16 protein-coding genes are annotated in these 16,659 nt (G+C 62.2%); 9 read left to right on the plus strand and 7 right to left on the minus strand.

Translation table 11 applies throughout. The features are described 5' to 3' along the window. Positions 1-29: 29 nt before the first annotated feature. The 4 genes from hemF to AC1Q6J_RS04060 all read right to left on the minus strand — a co-directional run bounded on the left by hemF (position 30) and on the right by AC1Q6J_RS04060 (position 2,755). Positions 30-923, minus strand: coding sequence for an oxygen-dependent coproporphyrinogen oxidase (hemF, locus tag AC1Q6J_RS04045; protein WP_492278047.1), 894 nt, complete (start codon positions 921-923; stop codon positions 30-32). A 211-nt stretch (positions 924-1,134) separates the two neighbouring features. After that, positions 1,135-1,500 carry a 6-pyruvoyl trahydropterin synthase family protein gene (locus AC1Q6J_RS04050; RefSeq protein WP_492278048.1) on the minus strand — a complete coding sequence of 122 codons (366 nt, stop codon included), beginning with the start codon at positions 1,498-1,500 and terminating at the stop codon, positions 1,135-1,137. Positions 1,501-1,652: 152 nt separating this feature from the next. Then, a complete protein-coding gene (gene queE / locus AC1Q6J_RS04055; RefSeq protein ID WP_492278049.1) occupies positions 1,653-2,300 on the minus strand; it encodes a 7-carboxy-7-deazaguanine synthase in 648 nt (215 codons plus the stop codon). Beyond that, positions 2,297-2,755 carry a tRNA (cytidine(34)-2'-O)-methyltransferase gene (locus AC1Q6J_RS04060; protein WP_492278158.1) on the minus strand — a complete coding sequence of 153 codons (459 nt, stop codon included), beginning with the start codon at positions 2,753-2,755 and terminating at the stop codon, positions 2,297-2,299. Before AC1Q6J_RS04060 ends, queE begins: the two co-directional genes overlap by 4 nt. A 276-nt stretch (positions 2,756-3,031) precedes the next feature. Here AC1Q6J_RS04060 and petA point away from each other — a divergent pair, with 276 nt between their 5' ends. The 9 genes from petA (at position 3,032) to AC1Q6J_RS04105 (ending at position 13,812) form a co-directional block, all read left to right on the plus strand. After that, positions 3,032-3,559 carry a ubiquinol-cytochrome c reductase iron-sulfur subunit gene (gene petA, locus AC1Q6J_RS04065; protein ID WP_492278050.1) on the plus strand — a complete coding sequence of 176 codons (528 nt, stop codon included), beginning with the start codon at positions 3,032-3,034 and terminating at the stop codon, positions 3,557-3,559. 48 nt (positions 3,560-3,607) lie between these two features. After that, positions 3,608-5,680, plus strand: a complete 2,073-nt coding sequence (locus tag AC1Q6J_RS04070) for a cytochrome c1 (protein WP_492278051.1) — start codon at positions 3,608-3,610, stop codon at positions 5,678-5,680. 460 nt (positions 5,681-6,140) lie between these two features. Next, positions 6,141-7,088: a bile acid:sodium symporter family protein gene (locus AC1Q6J_RS04075; RefSeq protein WP_492278052.1), complete on the plus strand. Its 948-nt coding sequence runs from the start codon at positions 6,141-6,143 to the stop codon at positions 7,086-7,088. Next, positions 7,085-8,071 carry an SDR family oxidoreductase gene (locus AC1Q6J_RS04080; protein WP_492278053.1) on the plus strand — a complete coding sequence of 329 codons (987 nt, stop codon included), beginning with the start codon at positions 7,085-7,087 and terminating at the stop codon, positions 8,069-8,071. The genes AC1Q6J_RS04075 and AC1Q6J_RS04080 overlap by 4 nt, the downstream gene beginning before the upstream one ends. Further along, a complete protein-coding gene (locus AC1Q6J_RS04085; protein WP_492278054.1) occupies positions 8,068-9,363 on the plus strand; it encodes a flavin-containing monooxygenase in 1,296 nt (431 codons plus the stop codon). Before AC1Q6J_RS04080 ends, AC1Q6J_RS04085 begins: the two co-directional genes overlap by 4 nt. 39 nt (positions 9,364-9,402) lie before the next feature. Continuing rightward, entirely contained in the window at positions 9,403-10,077 is a 675-nt protein-coding gene (locus AC1Q6J_RS04090) for a dienelactone hydrolase family protein (protein WP_492278055.1), read from the plus strand. A 164-nt stretch (positions 10,078-10,241) separates the two neighbouring features. Beyond that, on the plus strand, positions 10,242-10,715 hold the full coding sequence (locus AC1Q6J_RS04095; RefSeq protein WP_492278056.1) for a GNAT family N-acetyltransferase: 474 nt from the start codon (positions 10,242-10,244) through the stop codon (positions 10,713-10,715). A 356-nt stretch (positions 10,716-11,071) separates the two neighbouring features. Then, positions 11,072-13,237 carry an anthranilate synthase component I gene (locus AC1Q6J_RS04100; protein WP_492278057.1) on the plus strand — a complete coding sequence of 722 codons (2,166 nt, stop codon included), beginning with the start codon at positions 11,072-11,074 and terminating at the stop codon, positions 13,235-13,237. A gap of 35 nt (positions 13,238-13,272) precedes the next feature. Continuing rightward, a complete protein-coding gene (locus tag AC1Q6J_RS04105; protein WP_492278058.1) occupies positions 13,273-13,812 on the plus strand; it encodes an adenine phosphoribosyltransferase in 540 nt (179 codons plus the stop codon). 40 nt (positions 13,813-13,852) lie between these two features. Here the strand turns inward: AC1Q6J_RS04105 and AC1Q6J_RS04110 are convergent, their stop codons facing one another. From AC1Q6J_RS04110 to AC1Q6J_RS04120, 3 genes are all read right to left on the minus strand, one after another. Next, positions 13,853-14,521 (minus strand): P-loop NTPase family protein, encoded by a 669-nt coding sequence (locus tag AC1Q6J_RS04110; RefSeq protein ID WP_492278059.1) that lies wholly within the window; start codon positions 14,519-14,521, stop codon positions 13,853-13,855. A 35-nt stretch (positions 14,522-14,556) separates the two neighbouring features. After that, positions 14,557-15,324, minus strand: coding sequence for a P-loop NTPase family protein (locus tag AC1Q6J_RS04115; RefSeq protein ID WP_019198655.1), 768 nt, complete (start codon positions 15,322-15,324; stop codon positions 14,557-14,559). A 143-nt stretch (positions 15,325-15,467) separates the two neighbouring features. Next, positions 15,468-16,631, minus strand: a complete 1,164-nt coding sequence (locus AC1Q6J_RS04120) for a M48 family metallopeptidase (protein WP_492278060.1) — start codon at positions 16,629-16,631, stop codon at positions 15,468-15,470. Positions 16,632-16,659: the final 28 nt, after the last annotated feature.

A 16,659-nucleotide genomic window follows, 5' to 3' on the forward strand; every position in this document is an offset into this window, starting at 1 on the left:
TTTGTGAATTCGTCCGCCTATGGAGGCGATTACGGCCACTTCACCTCGGGCGGCATCGACGACAGGATCGAATCGACATTTCCGCCTGTCTTCAGGCCGAAAATCGTCCCCCGGTCATAAAGCAGATTGAACTCGACATAGCGGCCGCGGCGGATGAGCTGCTCCTGGCGGTCCTTGTCGGTCCAGGCTGTCCCGAAATTCCCTCGCACCAGCTCGGGATAGATCCCGGCAAAGGCCCGGCCGACGTCCTGGGTGAAGGCCAGATCGGCATCCCAGTCCCCCGAATCGAGCCAGTCATAGAAGATACCGCCGATGCCGCGGGGCTCCTTGCGGTGGGGCAGGTAGAAATACTCGTCGCACCAGGTCTTGTACTTCTCGTAAGGCGCAACCGCCGCGTGGGCGTCGCAGGCCGCCTTCATGGCCGCGTGAAAGGCGACAGTGTCGGGATCGTCCTGAGTGCGCCGCCGGTCCAGCACCGGGGTCAGGTCCGCGCCGCCGCCGAACCATGCCTTGGTGGTCACCACGAAGCGGGTGTTCATGTGGACCGCGGGCACGTTCGGGTTGCGCGGATGGATGATCAGCGAAACGCCGGAGGCCCAGAACCGCGGATCGTCGGCGGCGCCCGGAATCTGCGCGCGGAATTCCGGCGCGAACTCGCCATGCACCGTCGAGCAATGCACGCCGGCCTTCTCGAAGAGCCGCCCGCGCAGCACCGACATGACACCGCCGCCGCCGGGTTTTCCCGAATGGTCGGTGCGATCCCACGGCGTGCGCACGAAGCGGCCAGCATCGCCGGGATAAAGCGCGGCAGGTGCGTCGGCCTCAAGCCTTTCAAGCGAGAGACAAATATCGTCACGCAGCCGTTCGAACCACGCGCGGGCCTTTTGCTTGCGTTCTTCGATCGTTGTGACGGGCTTTTCCAACTGAGTTCTCCGTCCGGGCTGCTTTTCTCATCCCTCCCCCTTGTGGGGAGGGTGGCACGTTGCGAGCGCAGCGAACAACGTGTCGGGTGGGGGGAAACTTCAGAATGGGCGAGAATAATCGAACTGGAATTTCCGAATACCCCCACCCCGGTCTTCGCTCCGTTCGACCGACCCTCCCCACAAGGGGGAGGGATGACAGATTGCACGCGCTTCAACCCTGCGGGCCGAAATACGTGCAGCTTTCGTTGCAACTGTCGCGGTGAACGCTGACGCGGGTGACCTTGCCGGCGTGCTGAACCCGGTCCCAGATGAAGCGTGTGAGATTTTCCAGCGTCGGCGCGCCCAGTGCTTCGACCTTGTTGAGCAGCTTGTGGTCGAGCATCTTCCTCACCTCGGCCATCCGCTGCTCGAGTATGCCGAGATCCGTCACCATCCCGGTCGCGGGATCGGGGATGCCGCGAATGGAGACCTCGGCGCGGAACGAGTGGCCATGGATTTCCTGGCTGGCCTCGCCCAGCGTCGTGCCGGGCAGCGAATGCGCGGCCTCGAAACGGAACGATTTCGTCAATTCCCACATCGTTGAAGACAATCCTTGCCTTGGTTCGCCACGTCATCCTGAGGTGCGAGGCGCTGTTCGCGCCGGGCTTCGAAGGATGGCGGCTGCCCTTCGAGGCTCGCAAGAGCGCGCACCTCAGGGTGACGGCTCATGCTCTCTATCGCTTCTATCTTCTACCTGATCCCAAGCGTCTTGTGCGTCTGGACGCTGAGCCGCCATTGCGGATGGCGCAAGCAATATGCGATCGCCGCCTGCGTGCTTTGCGCTATGTCAGGTCCGTCCATCGGCTGCAATGAGAACCGCTCGAATTCCAGACCCGCGAAATCCTCGGGGGTGTTCTCCGCCTGCGGATAAACCAGCTTCAGTTCATGGCCCTTGCGGACGACCAGTTCCGATCCGGCCTTGGGACTGACGCAGATCCAGTCGAGACCGGGGGGCGGCGCGATGGTGCCGTTGGTTTCGATGGCGATGGTGAAGCCGCGTGCATGCAGCGCGTCGATCAGCGCGGTATCCACCTGTAGCAGCGGCTCGCCGCCGGTCAGGACGGTATAGCGATAACCTTGAGAGGACGAGGTTTGCGGCCCTTCCCACTGCGCGGCAATCGCCGCGGCAAGGTCGTCGGCGTTCGCGTAGCGTCCACCGAGCGTGCCGTCGGTGCCGACGAAATCGGTATCGCAGAACTTGCAGACGGCGCCGGAGCGGTCCTGTTCACGGCCCGTCCACAGATTGCAGCCCGAGAACCGGCAGAACACGGCGGTGCGCCCGGCATGGGCGCCTTCGCCTTGCAATGTCAGGAAGATTTCCTTGACCGCGTAACTCAACTCACCGTTCCTCTGGTTTGTCTCAAGGCTTCGCCCAGCGCCATCGCCACCGTCATGGCGACGTTGAGGGAGCGCATCCCCGGCGCGATGGGGATGACCAGCCGCTCATTGGCGGCGTTTACCACGTCATCCGGCACCCCGGCGGATTCACGCCCGAACAGCAGGATGTCATCGTCCCGATAGATATGATCGAGATAGGGCGTTGCAGCCTTTGTCGAAAAAACAAGCAATCGGCCGCCGGATTTCGCCCGCCAAGCCTCGAAGGCGGCCCAGGAATCATGGCGCACGATGGTCACCTGGTCCAGATAGTCCATTCCGGCGCGGCGGAAATGCCGGTCGGAAATGGGGAAACCGGCCGGCTCGATGATGTGGGCTTCCACGGCGAGGCAGGCACAGAGCCGCAGAATCGTCCCGGTGTTTTGCGGGATGTCAGGTTGAAAAAGGACAACGCGCATCGAAAGCGGCCTTTGGCGCCGGTGGAAAACTTCAGGAAAAATGTCCGACACAGGCGGTTTTAGTGCGTCGCACTAAATGTGCCGATAGCGGGCTTGCGCTCTCCCGGCAAGGGTGCCAATAGATCGATTCTAGATCGTATGTTCTGCCCGGTTGAGTAGGACAAGTGGTCATTCTGCCACCGCGGGGCCCGCGGGCACCGGCTTACTCTCCCGGCGCATCCGTTGCGTCGAACGGGGATGGGTCCGCCGGTTGCAGTTCGGAAAGGGTTTGCAATCGTGACGTCTTCCTCCTCGGCCGAGCCGACACGCCGTGATTTTCTTTATGTAGCGACGGGATCCATAGCCGCCGTCGGCGCTGCGGCGGTGGCCTGGCCGCTGATCTCCCAGATGAATCCGGACGCCTCGACCATCGCAGCAGGCGCCCCGATCGAAGTCGATCTGACGCCGATCGCGACAGGACAGGACATCAAGGTGTTCTGGCGCGGCAAGCCGATCTACATCATGAACCGCACCAAGAAGCAGGTGGAAGAGGCGCGCGCCGTCCAGGTGTCGAGCTTGCCCGACCCGCAGTCAGACCAGTCCCGCGTCAAGGAAGGCCACGACCAGTGGCTCGTCGTGATCGGTATCTGCACCCACCTCGGCTGTATTCCGATCGCTCACGAAGGCACCTATGGCGGCTTCTTCTGCCCGTGCCACGGCTCGGTTTACGATACCTCAGGCCGCATCCGTCAGGGCCCTGCGCCGTTGAATCTGCCAGTGCCGCCTTACGCCTTCGTCTCCGACACCAAAATCAAAATCGGCTGATTTCCATCTGACCCGATTGCGTCGCTTCTTCTTTGTCAGGATCGCATCATGAGCGGACCATCGAACTACAACCCGCAAAACCCAGTCTTGAAGTGGGTTGAACGGCGTCTCCCGATCGGGGGACTGATCCACTCGTCCTTCGTTGCCTACCCGACGCCGCGTAACCTCAACTACTGGTGGACGTTCGGCGCGATCCTTTCGATGATGCTCGGCGCGCAGATCATCACCGGCATTATCCTGGCGATGCACTACACCCCGCATGTCGATTTCGCCTTCAAGTCGGTCGAACTGATCGTTCGCGACGTCAACTACGGCTGGCTGCTGCGCTACCTGCATTCCAACGGCGCATCGATGTTCTTCATCGCCGTCTACATCCACATGTTCCGCGGCCTCTATTACGGGTCGTACAAGGAGCCGCGCGAGGTCCTCTGGATTCTAGGCGTCATCATCTACCTGTTGATGATGGCGACGGGCTTCATGGGCTATGTGCTGCCGTGGGGCCAGATGAGCTTCTGGGGCGCCACCGTCATCACCAACCTGTTCGGCGCGATCCCTTATGTCGGCGACAGCATCGTGACGCTGCTGTGGGGCGGCTATTCGGTCGGCAACCCGACGCTGAACCGCTTCTTCTCGCTGCACTACCTGCTGCCGTTCGTGATCGCCGGCGTTGTCGTGCTGCACGTCTGGGCGCTGCATGTGGCCGGTCAGAACAATCCGGCGGGCGTCGAGCCGAAGACCGAGAAGGACGTTGTGCCGTTCACGCCTTACGCGACCCTCAAGGACGCGTTCGGCATGTCCTGCTTCCTGCTGTTCTTCGCCTGGTTCATTTTCTACATCCCGAATTATCTCGGCGACCCGGACAATTACATTCCGGCCAATCCGGCGGTGACGCCGGCGCACATCGTGCCCGAATGGTACTACCTGCCGTTCTACGCGATCCTGCGTTCGATCCCGAACAAGCTCGCCGGCGTCATCGCGATGTTCTCGGCGATCATCGTGCTGGCGTTCCTGCCGTGGCTCGACTCGGCCCGGACCCGCTCGTCGAAGTATCGTCCGCTCGCCAAGCAGTTCTTCTGGATCTTCGTGGCCGTGTGCATCGGCCTCGGCTACCTCGGCGCCAAGCCGCCTGAAGGCATCTATGTCGTGGCCGGTCGCGTCCTGACGTTCGCTTACTTCGCCTACTTCCTGATTGTGCTGCCGATCCTCAGCCGCATCGAGAAGGCGCGTCCGTTGCCGAACTCGATCGCCGAAGACGTGCTGCGGAAGACGGGCAAGACGCCGGTCTCGGCCATGATCGCGCTTGCGGTCGGTGGCGCGCTGATGCTGGGCGGCATGAACAGCGCGAAGGCGGAAGAAGGACATGGTCCGACCCCGCCGTCGCTGAAGTGGTCGTTCGCGGGCGCGCTGGGCAAGTTCGATCAGGGCCAGTTGCAGCGCGGCCTCAAGATCTACAAGGAAGTCTGCGCCTCGTGCCACGGACTGTCGTATGTCGCATTCCGCAATCTTGCCGATCCGGGCGGACCGGGTTACTCGACGGCGCAGGCTGCTGCGTTCGCCTCGGAGTACAAGATCAAGGACGGCCCGAACGACGCAGGCGACATGTTCGAGCGCCCCGGCCGTCCGGCGGACTACTTCCCGTCGCCGTTCCCGAACGAGCAGGCGGCCCGCGCTGCCAACGGCGGCGCCTATCCGCCGGACCTGTCGCTGATCGCCAAGGCGCGTGGCTACGAGCGCGGCTTCCCGCAGTTCGTGATCGACGCGCTGCCGGGGTTCTCGTTCCAGGAGAAGGGCCCGAACTACATCGACGCGCTGTTGCAGGGCTATGAGGAGAAGGCGCCGGCAGGCTTCGCGCTGCCGGAAGGGTCGTACTACAACAACTACTTCCCCGGCCACTCGATCAAGATGCCGAAGCCGCTCAGCGACGGTCAGGTGACGTTCGACGACGGTTCGCCCGCGACCGTGCAGCAGTATGCCAAGGACATCTCCGCGTTCCTGATGTGGACCGCCGAGCCGCATCTCGAGGCCCGCAAGCGCCTCGGTTTGCAGGTCATGTTCTTCCTGATCGTGCTGTCCGGCCTGCTGTACTTCACCAAGAAGAAAGTCTGGGCCGACGCTCACTAAGCTTCTTGAAATCTGGATTGCGAAAGGCCCCGTTCCGGGGCCTTTTTGCTGCGCGGATGCTTCATTGCAGCATGATAGCGCGACACTCGTGATCCGGTTCTGACATTCGTATCACTTCTCGGCCAGCACCCTTTACGAATGTCAGAACCGAAGGATCACGAGAATCATAGTTTGCCAGTGTCCTTTCGTATCCGACGTTCGCTCGGAACGCGCTGCAGGGCGAAGCGAACGTCGGATACGGGACACTGGCGTCCCGTGTTCCACTCAACTAACCTCTTGGCCTGGTGGAGCGGATTTGACATTCGCCATCCAGCCGCGGCGAACTCGTGAGGCGAATGTCAAATCCAAAGCTCCACCGGAATTATATTTGCCAGTGGTCCATCGATTCTAACATTCGCAAACATGCCTGCTGAACGGGAGTGCGAATGTTAGAATCGGACCACTGGGGCTGAGGGGACGCATGACGGGCGCACCGATCGACGACATTCTGCTCAACATCAACCCGACGGGTCAGCTCGTCCTTGGCGGTGTGCTTGCGCTGATTATCTACGGCGTGGCGCTCGATCTGCGCATCGGCGATTTCATCGAGGTGTTCCGCCGGCCGGTTGCGCCGGTCTCCGGTCTCCTGGCGCAGCTTGCGGTGCTGCCCGCGGTGACGTGGGCCATCACCATGCTGCTGAAGCCGCAGCCCAGCATCGCGTTCGGCATGATGGTGGTTGCTGCCTGTCCCGGCGGCAACATCTCCAATCTCATCACGCACATGGCGCGGGGCAACACCGCGCTCTCGATCAGCATGACCGCGATGTCGAGTCTGCTCGCCATCGTCACGACGCCGCTCAACATCCTGTTCTGGGCAGGGCTCAACCCGGATACCAACGCATTGCTGCGGCAGGTGAGCGTCGAGCCGCTGTCGTTCCTCGGCTCGACCATGGCGATCCTCGGCATTCCGATGGCGCTGGGGCTCGCGACGGTGCATTACTGGCCGCGCCTCGGTCACCTGCTGCGCCGGCCGCTGCAGATCCTGTCATTCCTGTTTCTGGTTGCCTTCATCGGCGGCGCGATCTTCACCAATGCGCGCTATCTCGCGACCTTCGTGCAATCGATCCTGCCGTTCGTCGTGCTTCACAATGCCATCGCCATCGGGCTCGGCTGGGGCACCGCGAAACTGCTGCGGCTCAGCGACTACGACACCCGCGCGATGTCCATCGAAGTCAGCATGCATAATTCCGGGCTGGGCCTCGCACTGATCCTCAACCAGTTCGATGGCATCGGCGGCGCGGCGCTGGTTGCAGCGGGGTGGGGCGTCTGGCATCTGATTTCGGGATGGGCGCTGGCGGCGTGGTGGAAGCGCCGCGACCCGCATCCGCGAGGCGAGAGCCATATCCCGCGCACGGACACGGCGGAATGAGCGACGCTCATGCAGGACAATATGCCATGAACGGCGGCGTGCTGGTCACCGGTGCAGCGGGCTTTATCGGCAAGTCGCTGATCGCCGAACTTGCGCGGGCCAGCCTGAACTCGGAGATCATCGCCCTCGATATGCGCGAGGTCGCCGCCCATGAGCGGCTTCCCAACGTCACCTATCTGACCGGCGATATCCGCGATCCCGCGCTCAGGGAGATTTTTCAGGCGCATCGTCCGCAGACCGTCGTGCATCTCGCGTCCGTCGTCGCGGTCGGCGGCGATCCGCAGCGCGACTGGGAAATCGACGTACTCGGCACCAAGAACGTGCTGCAATCCTCGCTCGATGCCAGCGTCGAGCACCTGATCGTCACGTCGAGCGGCTCCGCCTACGGTTATCACGCGGACAATCCGGTGCCGCTGCGTGAAAGCGACCCGCTGCGCGGCAACGCGGATTTTCCCTACGCGCGTAACAAGCGCGAGGTCGAGGAAATGCTGATCGAGTGGCACGATCTCTATCCCGATCTCCACCAGACCGTGTTTCGTCCCTGCACGGTATTGGGGCCGACGACCAACAACCAGATCACCGCGATCTTCGAGCGGCCGGTTGTGATGGGGGTCAGCGGCACCGCGACGCCGTTTTCGCTGATCGCCGACAGCGATGTGGTCGAAGCGCTGGTGCAGGCCGTGCGGAAGCCGAAACCAGGCACCTATAATCTCGCCGGTGACGGCACGATGAGCCTGCGCGAGATCGCCGAATTGAACCGCCGGCCCTACGTTTCGATCCCGCCTTCGGTTCTGAAGTCCGCGCTGTGGCTGCTGCATCTGCTGCGCATCACCAAGCTCGGGCCGGGCCACGCCAAGTTCATCCAGTACCGGCCGGTGCTGTCCAACGACAAGCTGAAATCCGAGTTCGGATTTACGCCACGCCATGATGCGCGCAAGGTGTTCGAGCGCTACCGCGACGGGCGGATGGAGATTGCGAAGTGACGACGCTCGTTATCGGTGCCGGGCCGGCGGGCCTTGCCGCCATCAAAAGCCTCAAAGAAGCCGATCTGCCGGTGAAGTGCGTGGAGAAGAACGCGGACGTTGGCGGGCAATGGCTTTACGGCGCCGCGCCCAGCGCGGTCTATGCCTCGACGCATCTGATTTCATCCAAGCGAACCACCGCCTATGCGGATTTTCCGATGCCGGAGGATTGGCCCGCCTATCCGGGCCATGAACGCGTATCGGGATACTTCAAGTCGTTCGCGAAGCACTTCGATCTTTATCCCGCGATCCGTTTCAATACCGCCATACGCACCATCGAGCAGCGCGACGGAAGCTGGCGCGCCACCTTCGATGACGGCGCCACCGACGACTATGAAAGCGTCATCTTCGCCAACGGCCATCTCAGCGATCCCCTGATGCCGAAGATTCCGGGCGAATTCAGCGGCAAACTGATGCACGCGAAGGATTACAAGACCGCCGATATTTTCGAGGGCAAGCGCGTGCTGGTCGTCGGTATGGGCAACACCGGCTGCGACATCGTTGTCGATGCCATTCACCGCGCCAGGCAGGTGTTGTGGAGCGTGCGCGGCGGCAATCACTTCGTGCCGAAGTTCCTCGCCGGAAAGCCGGCGGATGAGGGCAACCACAAGCCGAAGCGTTTCATCATTCCCAAACGCCTGCGCTCGATGCTGCACGAGCCGATCCTGCGGTTTCTGGTGGGGCCGCCGGAGCGGTTCGGCCTGCCGAAGCCCGAGCATCGGCTTTACGACAAGACGCCGATCGTGAACTCGCTCGTGCTCCAGCATCTGGGGCAGGGCGATGTCACGCTGCGCAAGCCGATCAAGGAATTTCGCGGCGACACGGTTGTCTTCACCGACGGGCAGGAAGATCAGGCCGATCTGGTGCTGCTCGCGACGGGCTACGCGATCACGTTTCCATTTCTGGAAGATTTGTCCGAACTGAACTGGCAGCCGGAGACCGGCGCGCCGCGGCTTTATCTCAACATTTTTCCGTCACGCCCGAACGGCCTTTACGTGGCGGGACTGCTGGAAGGCGCAGGCGTCGGCTGGCCGGGCCGCGCGTTGCAGACCGATCTGATCGCGGCCTATATCAAGGCGCAAAAGGAAAGCCCCGACACGACGGCGGATTTCCGCGACAAGATCGCCGCCTTTCATGCGCGGCCTGTCGCCAGGGATCGTGGGGAACACGGTATTTTCGTCGACTTCCTGCAATACAAACGTGATCTTCAGAAAGCCATCGCGAGCTTGAGCGTCGCTTCGCCCGCGGTATAAGACACTTAAGGCGTTACTAACGAACTGGATGAGGACATCATGGGCACGAACATCACTTTCAAGCGTCCCGACGGCAAGGACGCCACCGGCTATCTCGCCAATGCCGCGCGCGGCAACGCGCCGGGCGTCGTCGTCATTCAGGAATGGTGGGGTCTGTCCGAGAACATCAAGGGGCTTGTCGACCGCTTTGCCGTCGCTGGCTTCGATGCCCTCGCGCCCGATCTCTATGACGGCGTGGTGGTGCCGTACCACGATGCCGATGCCGCCGGCAAAGAGATGAACTCGCTCAACTTCATCGAGGCGACCGAGCAGAATGTGCGCGGGGCCGTGCAGTATCTGAAACGCAATGGTGCGAAGGTCGGTCTCACCGGCTTCTGCATGGGCGGCGCGGTGACCATCATTGGTGCTGCGAAGATTCCCGAATTGACCGCCGGTGTTGCGTTCTATGGCATTCCGCCCGAGCAGGCGGTGAAGCCCGCCGACGTCAAAATTCCATTGCAGGGCCATTTCGCCAACAAGGATGACTGGTGTACGCCGGCCGCAGTCGATGCCTTCGAGAAGGCGATGAAGACTGCGGGCAAGGATTTCGAGGCGTTTCGCTATGACGCCGATCATGCCTTCGTCAACGAAGAGCGCGCGGCGGTCCATGACCGTCAGGCGGCCGAACTCGCCTGGGGCCGCGCCACGGACTTCTTTAAAAAGCATTTGGGGTGAAGTCTTTTCACCCTCTCCCCTTGTGGGAGAGGGTGGCGAGAATGAGCGCAGCGAATTCGAGCCGGGTGAGGGGTGAGAGTGCGGGTGAAGAAACCCCTCACCCGCCCTCGCTTTGCTCGGGCACCCTCTCCCACAAGGGGAGAGGGAAGAAAGAGGCTAATGATTTGAGCTTCACCATCTCCGACCTGCGTCAGCAGCCCGCGTTTTTCGGCGCGGTTGCTGACCGCATCTGGCGGGCATGGTGGAAGGATCGGGGATTTCCGGCGGACTACATCACCGGGCGCTTGCGGGAGAATATGACGCCATCGCCGATCCCGTTCGCGCTGGTGGCGCACCGGGGCGAGACCTTTGTCGGGACGGCCTCGGTCATTGCCGCCGACCTTGAGGAGCGTCCGCAATACTCGCCGTGGGTGGCGGCGGTCTGGGTCGATCCGAAATACCGCATGCAGGAGATTGGCTCGGCGCTGGTCGGGCGCGCCGTCAGCGACACTTTCGCGTTCAATATCCGGCGGGTCTATCTCTGCGCCGAGAAGGAGCGGCGCCGGTTCTATACCCGCCAGGGCTGGGCGCCGATCGAGGAAAATGTCGGGGAGCGGAAACTGACGGTCTTTGCGCGTGTCGCGGACGCCCCGAGATAAACCCAGATGTCGTCCCCGCGAAGGCGGGGACCCATACTCCCTGAATTCTAAAATTATCCGAAAGTAGAGAGGCCTCTTTCCGGTTGGAGGATTCGGTGGTTATGGGTCCCCGCCTTCGCGGGGGACGGCGCAGGGAGGGACCCTGCATTTGCTCCTCTTGACATCGCCCCCCGGCAATGATGTTTTGCCCGCCATGAGCACCCTGTCCAACCCGACCCGTCTCTGGTGGCGCACCTTCTGAAGGTGGCCGGTGCGATTCATTTAATGAACAATCGTCGAGGCCGTCATCGCAGAGCGACGGCCTTTTTCGTTTGTCCTGTGTGGCGTTCCTCCAGCAAGTTTCGTAAGAGGACCAGATGAACAGGACAGTTTTCTCAGCTCCCGCGCAGAGCGAATACCGGACGGCCCGAGGCCTCGATGTGGCCCGTTCCGCCGCGCATTTTACCGGTGGGGCGGCGCTCGACCGGCTGATCGACCGGCTGGATACCCGCCGCGGCGTCGTGCTGTCGTCGGGCACCACGGTGCCGGGCCGCTACGAGAGCTTCGACCTCGGCTTTTCCGATCCGCCGCTGCGGCTGGAATCCACCGGCACGGATTTCTTCATCGAGGCGCTGAACGCGCGCGGCAAGGTGCTGGTGGCGTTCCTCGCCGAGACCCTGAAAGAGCCGTGCGCGGTCATCACCGAAAAGAGTGCGATACGCCTTGCGGGTCACATCGTGCGCGGCGATGCTCCGGTGGACGAAGACCAGCGCACCCGGCGTGCTTCGGTGGTGTCCCTGGTGCGCGACATCATCGCCGCGTTCAATTCCCCGAGCGACGGACTGCTCGGCCTGTTCGGCGCCTTCGCCTACGATCTCGTGTTCCAGTTCGAAGACCTCGTGCAGAAGCGCGCGCGCGAAAAGGATCAGCGCGACATCGTTCTCTACATTCCCGACCGCATTCTGGCCTATGACCGCGCCACCGGGCGCGGCGTGATCCTGAGCTATGAATTCACGTTCGGCGGCCAGTCGACCAAGGGCCTCGACCGCGAGACTTCCGAGAGCGTTTACGCAAAGACTCCGCGGCAGGGCTTTGCCGATCATGCGCCGGGCGTTTATCAGGAAACCGTCGAGATCGCCCGCAAGGCGTTTGCGCGCGGCGACCTGTTCGAAGCCGTGCCGGGGCAACTGTTCGCCGAGCCGTGCGAGCGCACCCCGGCCGAAGTGTTCCAGCGGCTGTGCAAGATCAATCCTTCGCCTTATGGCGCACTGATCAATCTCGGCGACGGCGAGTTTCTGGTGGCGGCGTCGCCGGAAATGTTCGTTCGCTCCGATGGCAAGCGGGTCGAGACGTGTCCGATCTCCGGCACCATCGCGCGCGGCGCGGACGCGATCAGCGACGCCAAGCAGATTCAGGAACTGCTGAATTCGCAGAAAGACGAATTCGAACTCAACATGTGTACCGACGTCGACCGCAACGACAAGGCGCGCGTGTGCGAGCCCGGCACCATCAAGGTGCTGGCGCGGCGGCAGATCGAGACCTATTCGAAGCTGTTTCACACCGTCGATCATGTCGAAGGCATGCTGCGTCCGGGCTTTGACGCGCTGGACGGCTTTCTCACTCATGCCTGGGCGGTCACCGTGACCGGCGCGCCGAAGTTGTGGGCGATGCAGTTCGTCGAGGACAATGAGCGCTCGTCGCGGCGCTGGTACGCCGGCGCACTGGGGTTCCTCGGTTTTGACGGCAGCATCAACACGGGCCTCACCATCCGCACCATCCGCATGAAGGACGGCCTCGCGGAGGTGCGCGTCGGCGCGACGCTGCTGTTCGACTCGGACCCCGTCGCCGAAGAGAAGGAATGCCAGACCAAGGCGGCGGCGCTGTTCCAGGCATTGCGCGGCGATCCGGCCAAGCCGCTGTCGGCTTTTGCGCCGGATGCCACCGGCTCCGGCAAGAAGGTTCTGCTGATCGATCACGAGGATTCCTTCGTCCATATGCTGGCGGATTATTTCCGTCAGGTCGGCGCGACGGTCAGCGTCACGCGGCACAATCACGCGCTCGAGATGCTGAAGAAGGATAACTACGACCTCCTCGTGCTGTCGCCCGGTCCCGGCCGTCCGGAGGATTTCGGCATCTCGAAGTTCATCGGCGCTGCGCTGGAGAAAAAGCTTCCGGTGTTCGGCGTCTGCCTCGGCGTGCAGGCGATCGGCGAGTATTTCGGCGGCAAGCTCGGGCAATTGGCGACACCGGCGCATGGCCGCCCGTCGCGCGTTCAGGTGCGCGGCGGCACGCTGATGGGCAACCTGCCGAACGAGGTCGTGATCGGCCGCTATCACTCGCTCTATGTCGAGCGCGACGGCATGCCGGACGTGCTGGAAGTTACCGCCAGCACCGAGGACGGCATCGCCATGGCGATCGAGCACAAGACCCTTCCAGTGGGCGGCGTTCAGTTTCATCCCGAATCGCTGATGTCGCTGGAAGGCAATGTGGGACTGCGGATCGTGGAAAATGCATTCAGGCTCGGTCAGCGGACCGGTGCCTGAACGGCTCTTGATGATGGAATTTTGAAAGCAGCCATATGACTCTCGCAGATGATTTGAAGGCCACTGTCCGCGCCATCCACGATTATCCGAAGCCGGGTATTGTCTTCCGGGACATCACCACGCTGCTCGGCAATGCATGGGCGTTCCGCCGTGCGGTCGATGAACTGGTGCAGCCGTGGGCCGGCTCCAAGATCGACAAGGTCGCCGGCATGGAAGCGCGCGGCTTCATTCTCGGCGGCGCTGTCGCGCATCAGGTGTCGGCGGGGTTCGTGCCGATCCGCAAGAAGGGCAAGCTGCCGCACACCACGGTGCGCATCGCTTACTCGCTGGAATACGGTCTCGATGAGATGGAAATGCATGCCGATGCCATCAAGCCCGGCGAGCGCGTGATCCTGATCGATGACCTGATCGCGACCGGCGGCACGGCGGAAGGCGCGGTGAAGCTATTGCGCCAGATCGGCGCCGATGTAGTGGCCGCCTGCTTTATCATCGATCTGCCGGAGCTCGGCGGCGCGGCCAAGCTGCGCGCGATGAATGTTCCGGTGCGGACGCTGATGACATTCGACGGACACTGAGTTTCTTGACCTCTCCCCGTTCGCGGGGAGAGGGAGCAGGTCACAGCTTGTGCAGGATCAGGTTCAGCTCCAGCTCGCGGAAGCGCGTGTAGTTGGTGCGCACCCACTGATGCAACTCAGAGGACTGATCCTTGTTGCTGCGCAGATACTGCGAGAACGAGAAGTTTAGCCGCCCGATAATCGACTTCAGGAACGCCGGCAGCGCCGCGACCTTGAACGGGCGCACCCGGCCGAAAGCCGCGGGCAATTCGCCCCACAGCACATGCTCGTTTTCGACCGGCACAAGCACGGCGTTCGGAAACGTCTCGCGCAACATGGTCCAGGCGACGATGGACGCGCGGTCGCGGTCGGGAATGAAAAGAACGATCGGATCGACGCCGCGGCGGTCCGCTTCCTTCATGAAGCCGATTTCGGCGATGATCTTGAAGAAATCATCGAAGGCATGAAAGCCGAGGTCGACGACTTTCGGCACGCCGTCATTGACGATCAGCCGGTCCATCAGCGCCATCTGCCCGAAGGTGTCGCTGATCGCCGCGGTTTCGGTGATGCGAGGCAGATAGTTGAGCAGCGAGGGTTCGCGCAGATTGATGTCGAAAGCGATCACCTTGCCGCGCTGAAGCACCAGAAATTCGGTCAGCGCCCGCGCAATCAGTGTTTTTCCCACGGCGGGGCGCGGGGAACAGACGATATAGACAGGCGTGCGGCGCATCGGCGCGATGTCCGGCTAGTGTCTTGAATCCGACGTCAGATCTCGCTTGTCGGGGCGCGCGATGTCGCGGACTTGTCCTTCGAGCCGACGATTTCGGTCAGCTTGATGCGGTCGAATTCGCCCCACACATTGCCGAGCCAGTGGCGGACGTAGCCGCGCAGCACGAACGAATAGTTCGCGGCCTCGTCCTTCGTGCCCTTGTTGGCGACGAACTTGAGGAATGGCACCGAAGCGACTTCGACCTGCTCGTAGGCCATCTCGTTCAGCTTCGGAATCGTGATCTCGGTCGCATTCTTGATGCGGTGGAAATACGAGTTGTAGGTCGCCTGATCCCACTCGAAGAAGCTCGTGTTGTTGATGAAGTTCTTCACCAGGAAGTACTTCGCGCCGTCCATGAAGTTCGCGGTCTCGGCGATCTCATCCAGCGAGGCGATCGACGGGCCCAGGATATGGAACACGGCAAAGGTGATCTGGCCGGAGCGGGCCGCATCGAGGAAGCCGATGTCGCGGAGCGCCGCGAGGGTGGGAGACAACAGTCCGGCGCGGACGTCGATGACAGTGACGCTGGTGCCCGACGAGTTCAGCGTATCGAAAATCTTCATCTGGTCGGACGTCGAGGTGACATCGACGATCTGGGTGATGTCGGGATGAAAGCGCATCAGCGTGCCGCGCGGCGATTCGGTATCGAAGGCGCGGGTCGGGATGTTATTTGCGCTGAAATAGTCGAGAACAGTGCGCGAAACGGTGGTCTTGCCGACCCCACCCTTGTCCGCGCCCACTACGATCACTGCCGGTTTCGCCATAAGACCTCTTTACGCGCCAAACACGTCCGCCTGACGACGCGAGTTTAGCCTGCTTTGGGGCGGAACATGGCAGAAACAGCAGATAATTCAATTCTTGACGCTGCTGTTATGCTTAATAACTACCGGCTTTATTGTTGCCGGGGCTATTGGCGGCCCCATGGACCCGTAATTGGACCGGGAATGGGGCCTGCCGGCGACGGGGAACTGCCCCAGGGGCCGGTGCGTGGAGGTTCTGGCCGCGTATCAGGCGATGAATCGCCCGTTTGAGGCGCACTGGTTTTGTCCTGTCCGTCGCCGCCGGGCAGCGGCAGCGGGCCCGGATCGCGGCCACCGGCATATTTCACCAGCGCCTTGACGCGGGAATCCACCGACGGATGGGTCGCGAACAGGTCGGCGAAGCCTTCGCGCGGATTGTCGATGCACATTTCCATGACGGCGGAGGTCGCGCCCGGCAATTCGCCGCGGCCCTCGATCTTGCGCAGCGCCGAGATCATCGCGTCCGGATCTTTTGTGAGTTCGACCGAGCCTGCGTCTGCCAGCAGTTCGCGCGAGCGCGACAGGGCAAAACGCACCACCAGCGACAGGCCCCATGCGATGGCGATCAGGGCGATTGCCAGCAGCACGATGGCGAAGGCGCCGCCGCCTTTTTTGTCGCTGTCGGAAGAGGACGACGAGGATCGGCTGCCGCCGCCAAAATTCCAGTTGGAGTTGAAAAAGATGCGGAAAAATAATTCCGCGAAAAAGCCGATCACGCCCGCGATGACCACGGCAATGACGAGCAACTGCACGTCGCCGTTGCGGATATGGGTCAGCTCGTGCCCGAGCACCGCTTCCATTTCCCGGTCATTGAGCGCCTTCATCAGTCCGGTGGTGACGCTGATCGCATACTGCTTGCGGTTAAGGCCGGTGGCGAAGGCGTTGAGCGCGGGGCTGTCCACGATCTTGAGCTTCGGCATCGGGATGCCGCGCGAGATGCAGAGGTTCTCGAGAAGATTGTAGAGCCGCGGCTGCTCCTGCCGCGTCACGTCATGCCCGCCAGTCACCGCATCGATGATGTTCTGGTGAAAGAAATAGGCAATCACGATCCACGCGGCAGCCCCAATGGTGGCGAACGGAAATGCCTTGACGAGATCGTGCGCCGCGAGGGTGAGATAGTCGTCGAACGGACGATTGCTGTTGAGCGCCACTTCCGCCAGCAGCGCACCGGCGAACACCATCACATAGACCAGCAGGAACAGGCCGCCGAGCAACAGCATCGAACGAAACTTGTTCGATGCGATATGCGTGTAGAGACCATACGCGGCCATGATGCGCTGCTCGTGTTAGCCCGGATTG

Source organism: Afipia sp. MLSD5-FHT05B12 (assembly GCF_058793355.1).

Coding starts and splice junctions, on each gene's coding strand:
- AC1Q6J_RS04050 (WP_492278048.1), bottom strand. CDS start 1,500: ATGTGGGAATTGACGAAATCGTTCCGTTTCGAGGCCGCGCATTCGCTG.
- AC1Q6J_RS04060 (WP_492278158.1), bottom strand. CDS start 2,755: ATGCGCGTTGTCCTTTTTCAACCTGACATCCCGCAAAACACCGGGACG.
- AC1Q6J_RS04070 (WP_492278051.1), top strand. CDS start 3,608: ATGAGCGGACCATCGAACTACAACCCGCAAAACCCAGTCTTGAAGTGG.
- AC1Q6J_RS04075 (WP_492278052.1), top strand. CDS start 6,141: ATGACGGGCGCACCGATCGACGACATTCTGCTCAACATCAACCCGACG.
- AC1Q6J_RS04080 (WP_492278053.1), top strand. CDS start 7,085: ATGAGCGACGCTCATGCAGGACAATATGCCATGAACGGCGGCGTGCTG.
- AC1Q6J_RS04090 (WP_492278055.1), top strand. CDS start 9,403: ATGGGCACGAACATCACTTTCAAGCGTCCCGACGGCAAGGACGCCACC.
- AC1Q6J_RS04100 (WP_492278057.1), top strand. CDS start 11,072: ATGAACAGGACAGTTTTCTCAGCTCCCGCGCAGAGCGAATACCGGACG.
- AC1Q6J_RS04105 (WP_492278058.1), top strand. CDS start 13,273: ATGACTCTCGCAGATGATTTGAAGGCCACTGTCCGCGCCATCCACGAT.
- AC1Q6J_RS04110 (WP_492278059.1), bottom strand. CDS start 14,521: ATGCGCCGCACGCCTGTCTATATCGTCTGTTCCCCGCGCCCCGCCGTG.
- AC1Q6J_RS04115 (WP_019198655.1), bottom strand. CDS start 15,324: ATGGCGAAACCGGCAGTGATCGTAGTGGGCGCGGACAAGGGTGGGGTC.
- AC1Q6J_RS04120 (WP_492278060.1), bottom strand. CDS start 16,631: ATGGCCGCGTATGGTCTCTACACGCATATCGCATCGAACAAGTTTCGT.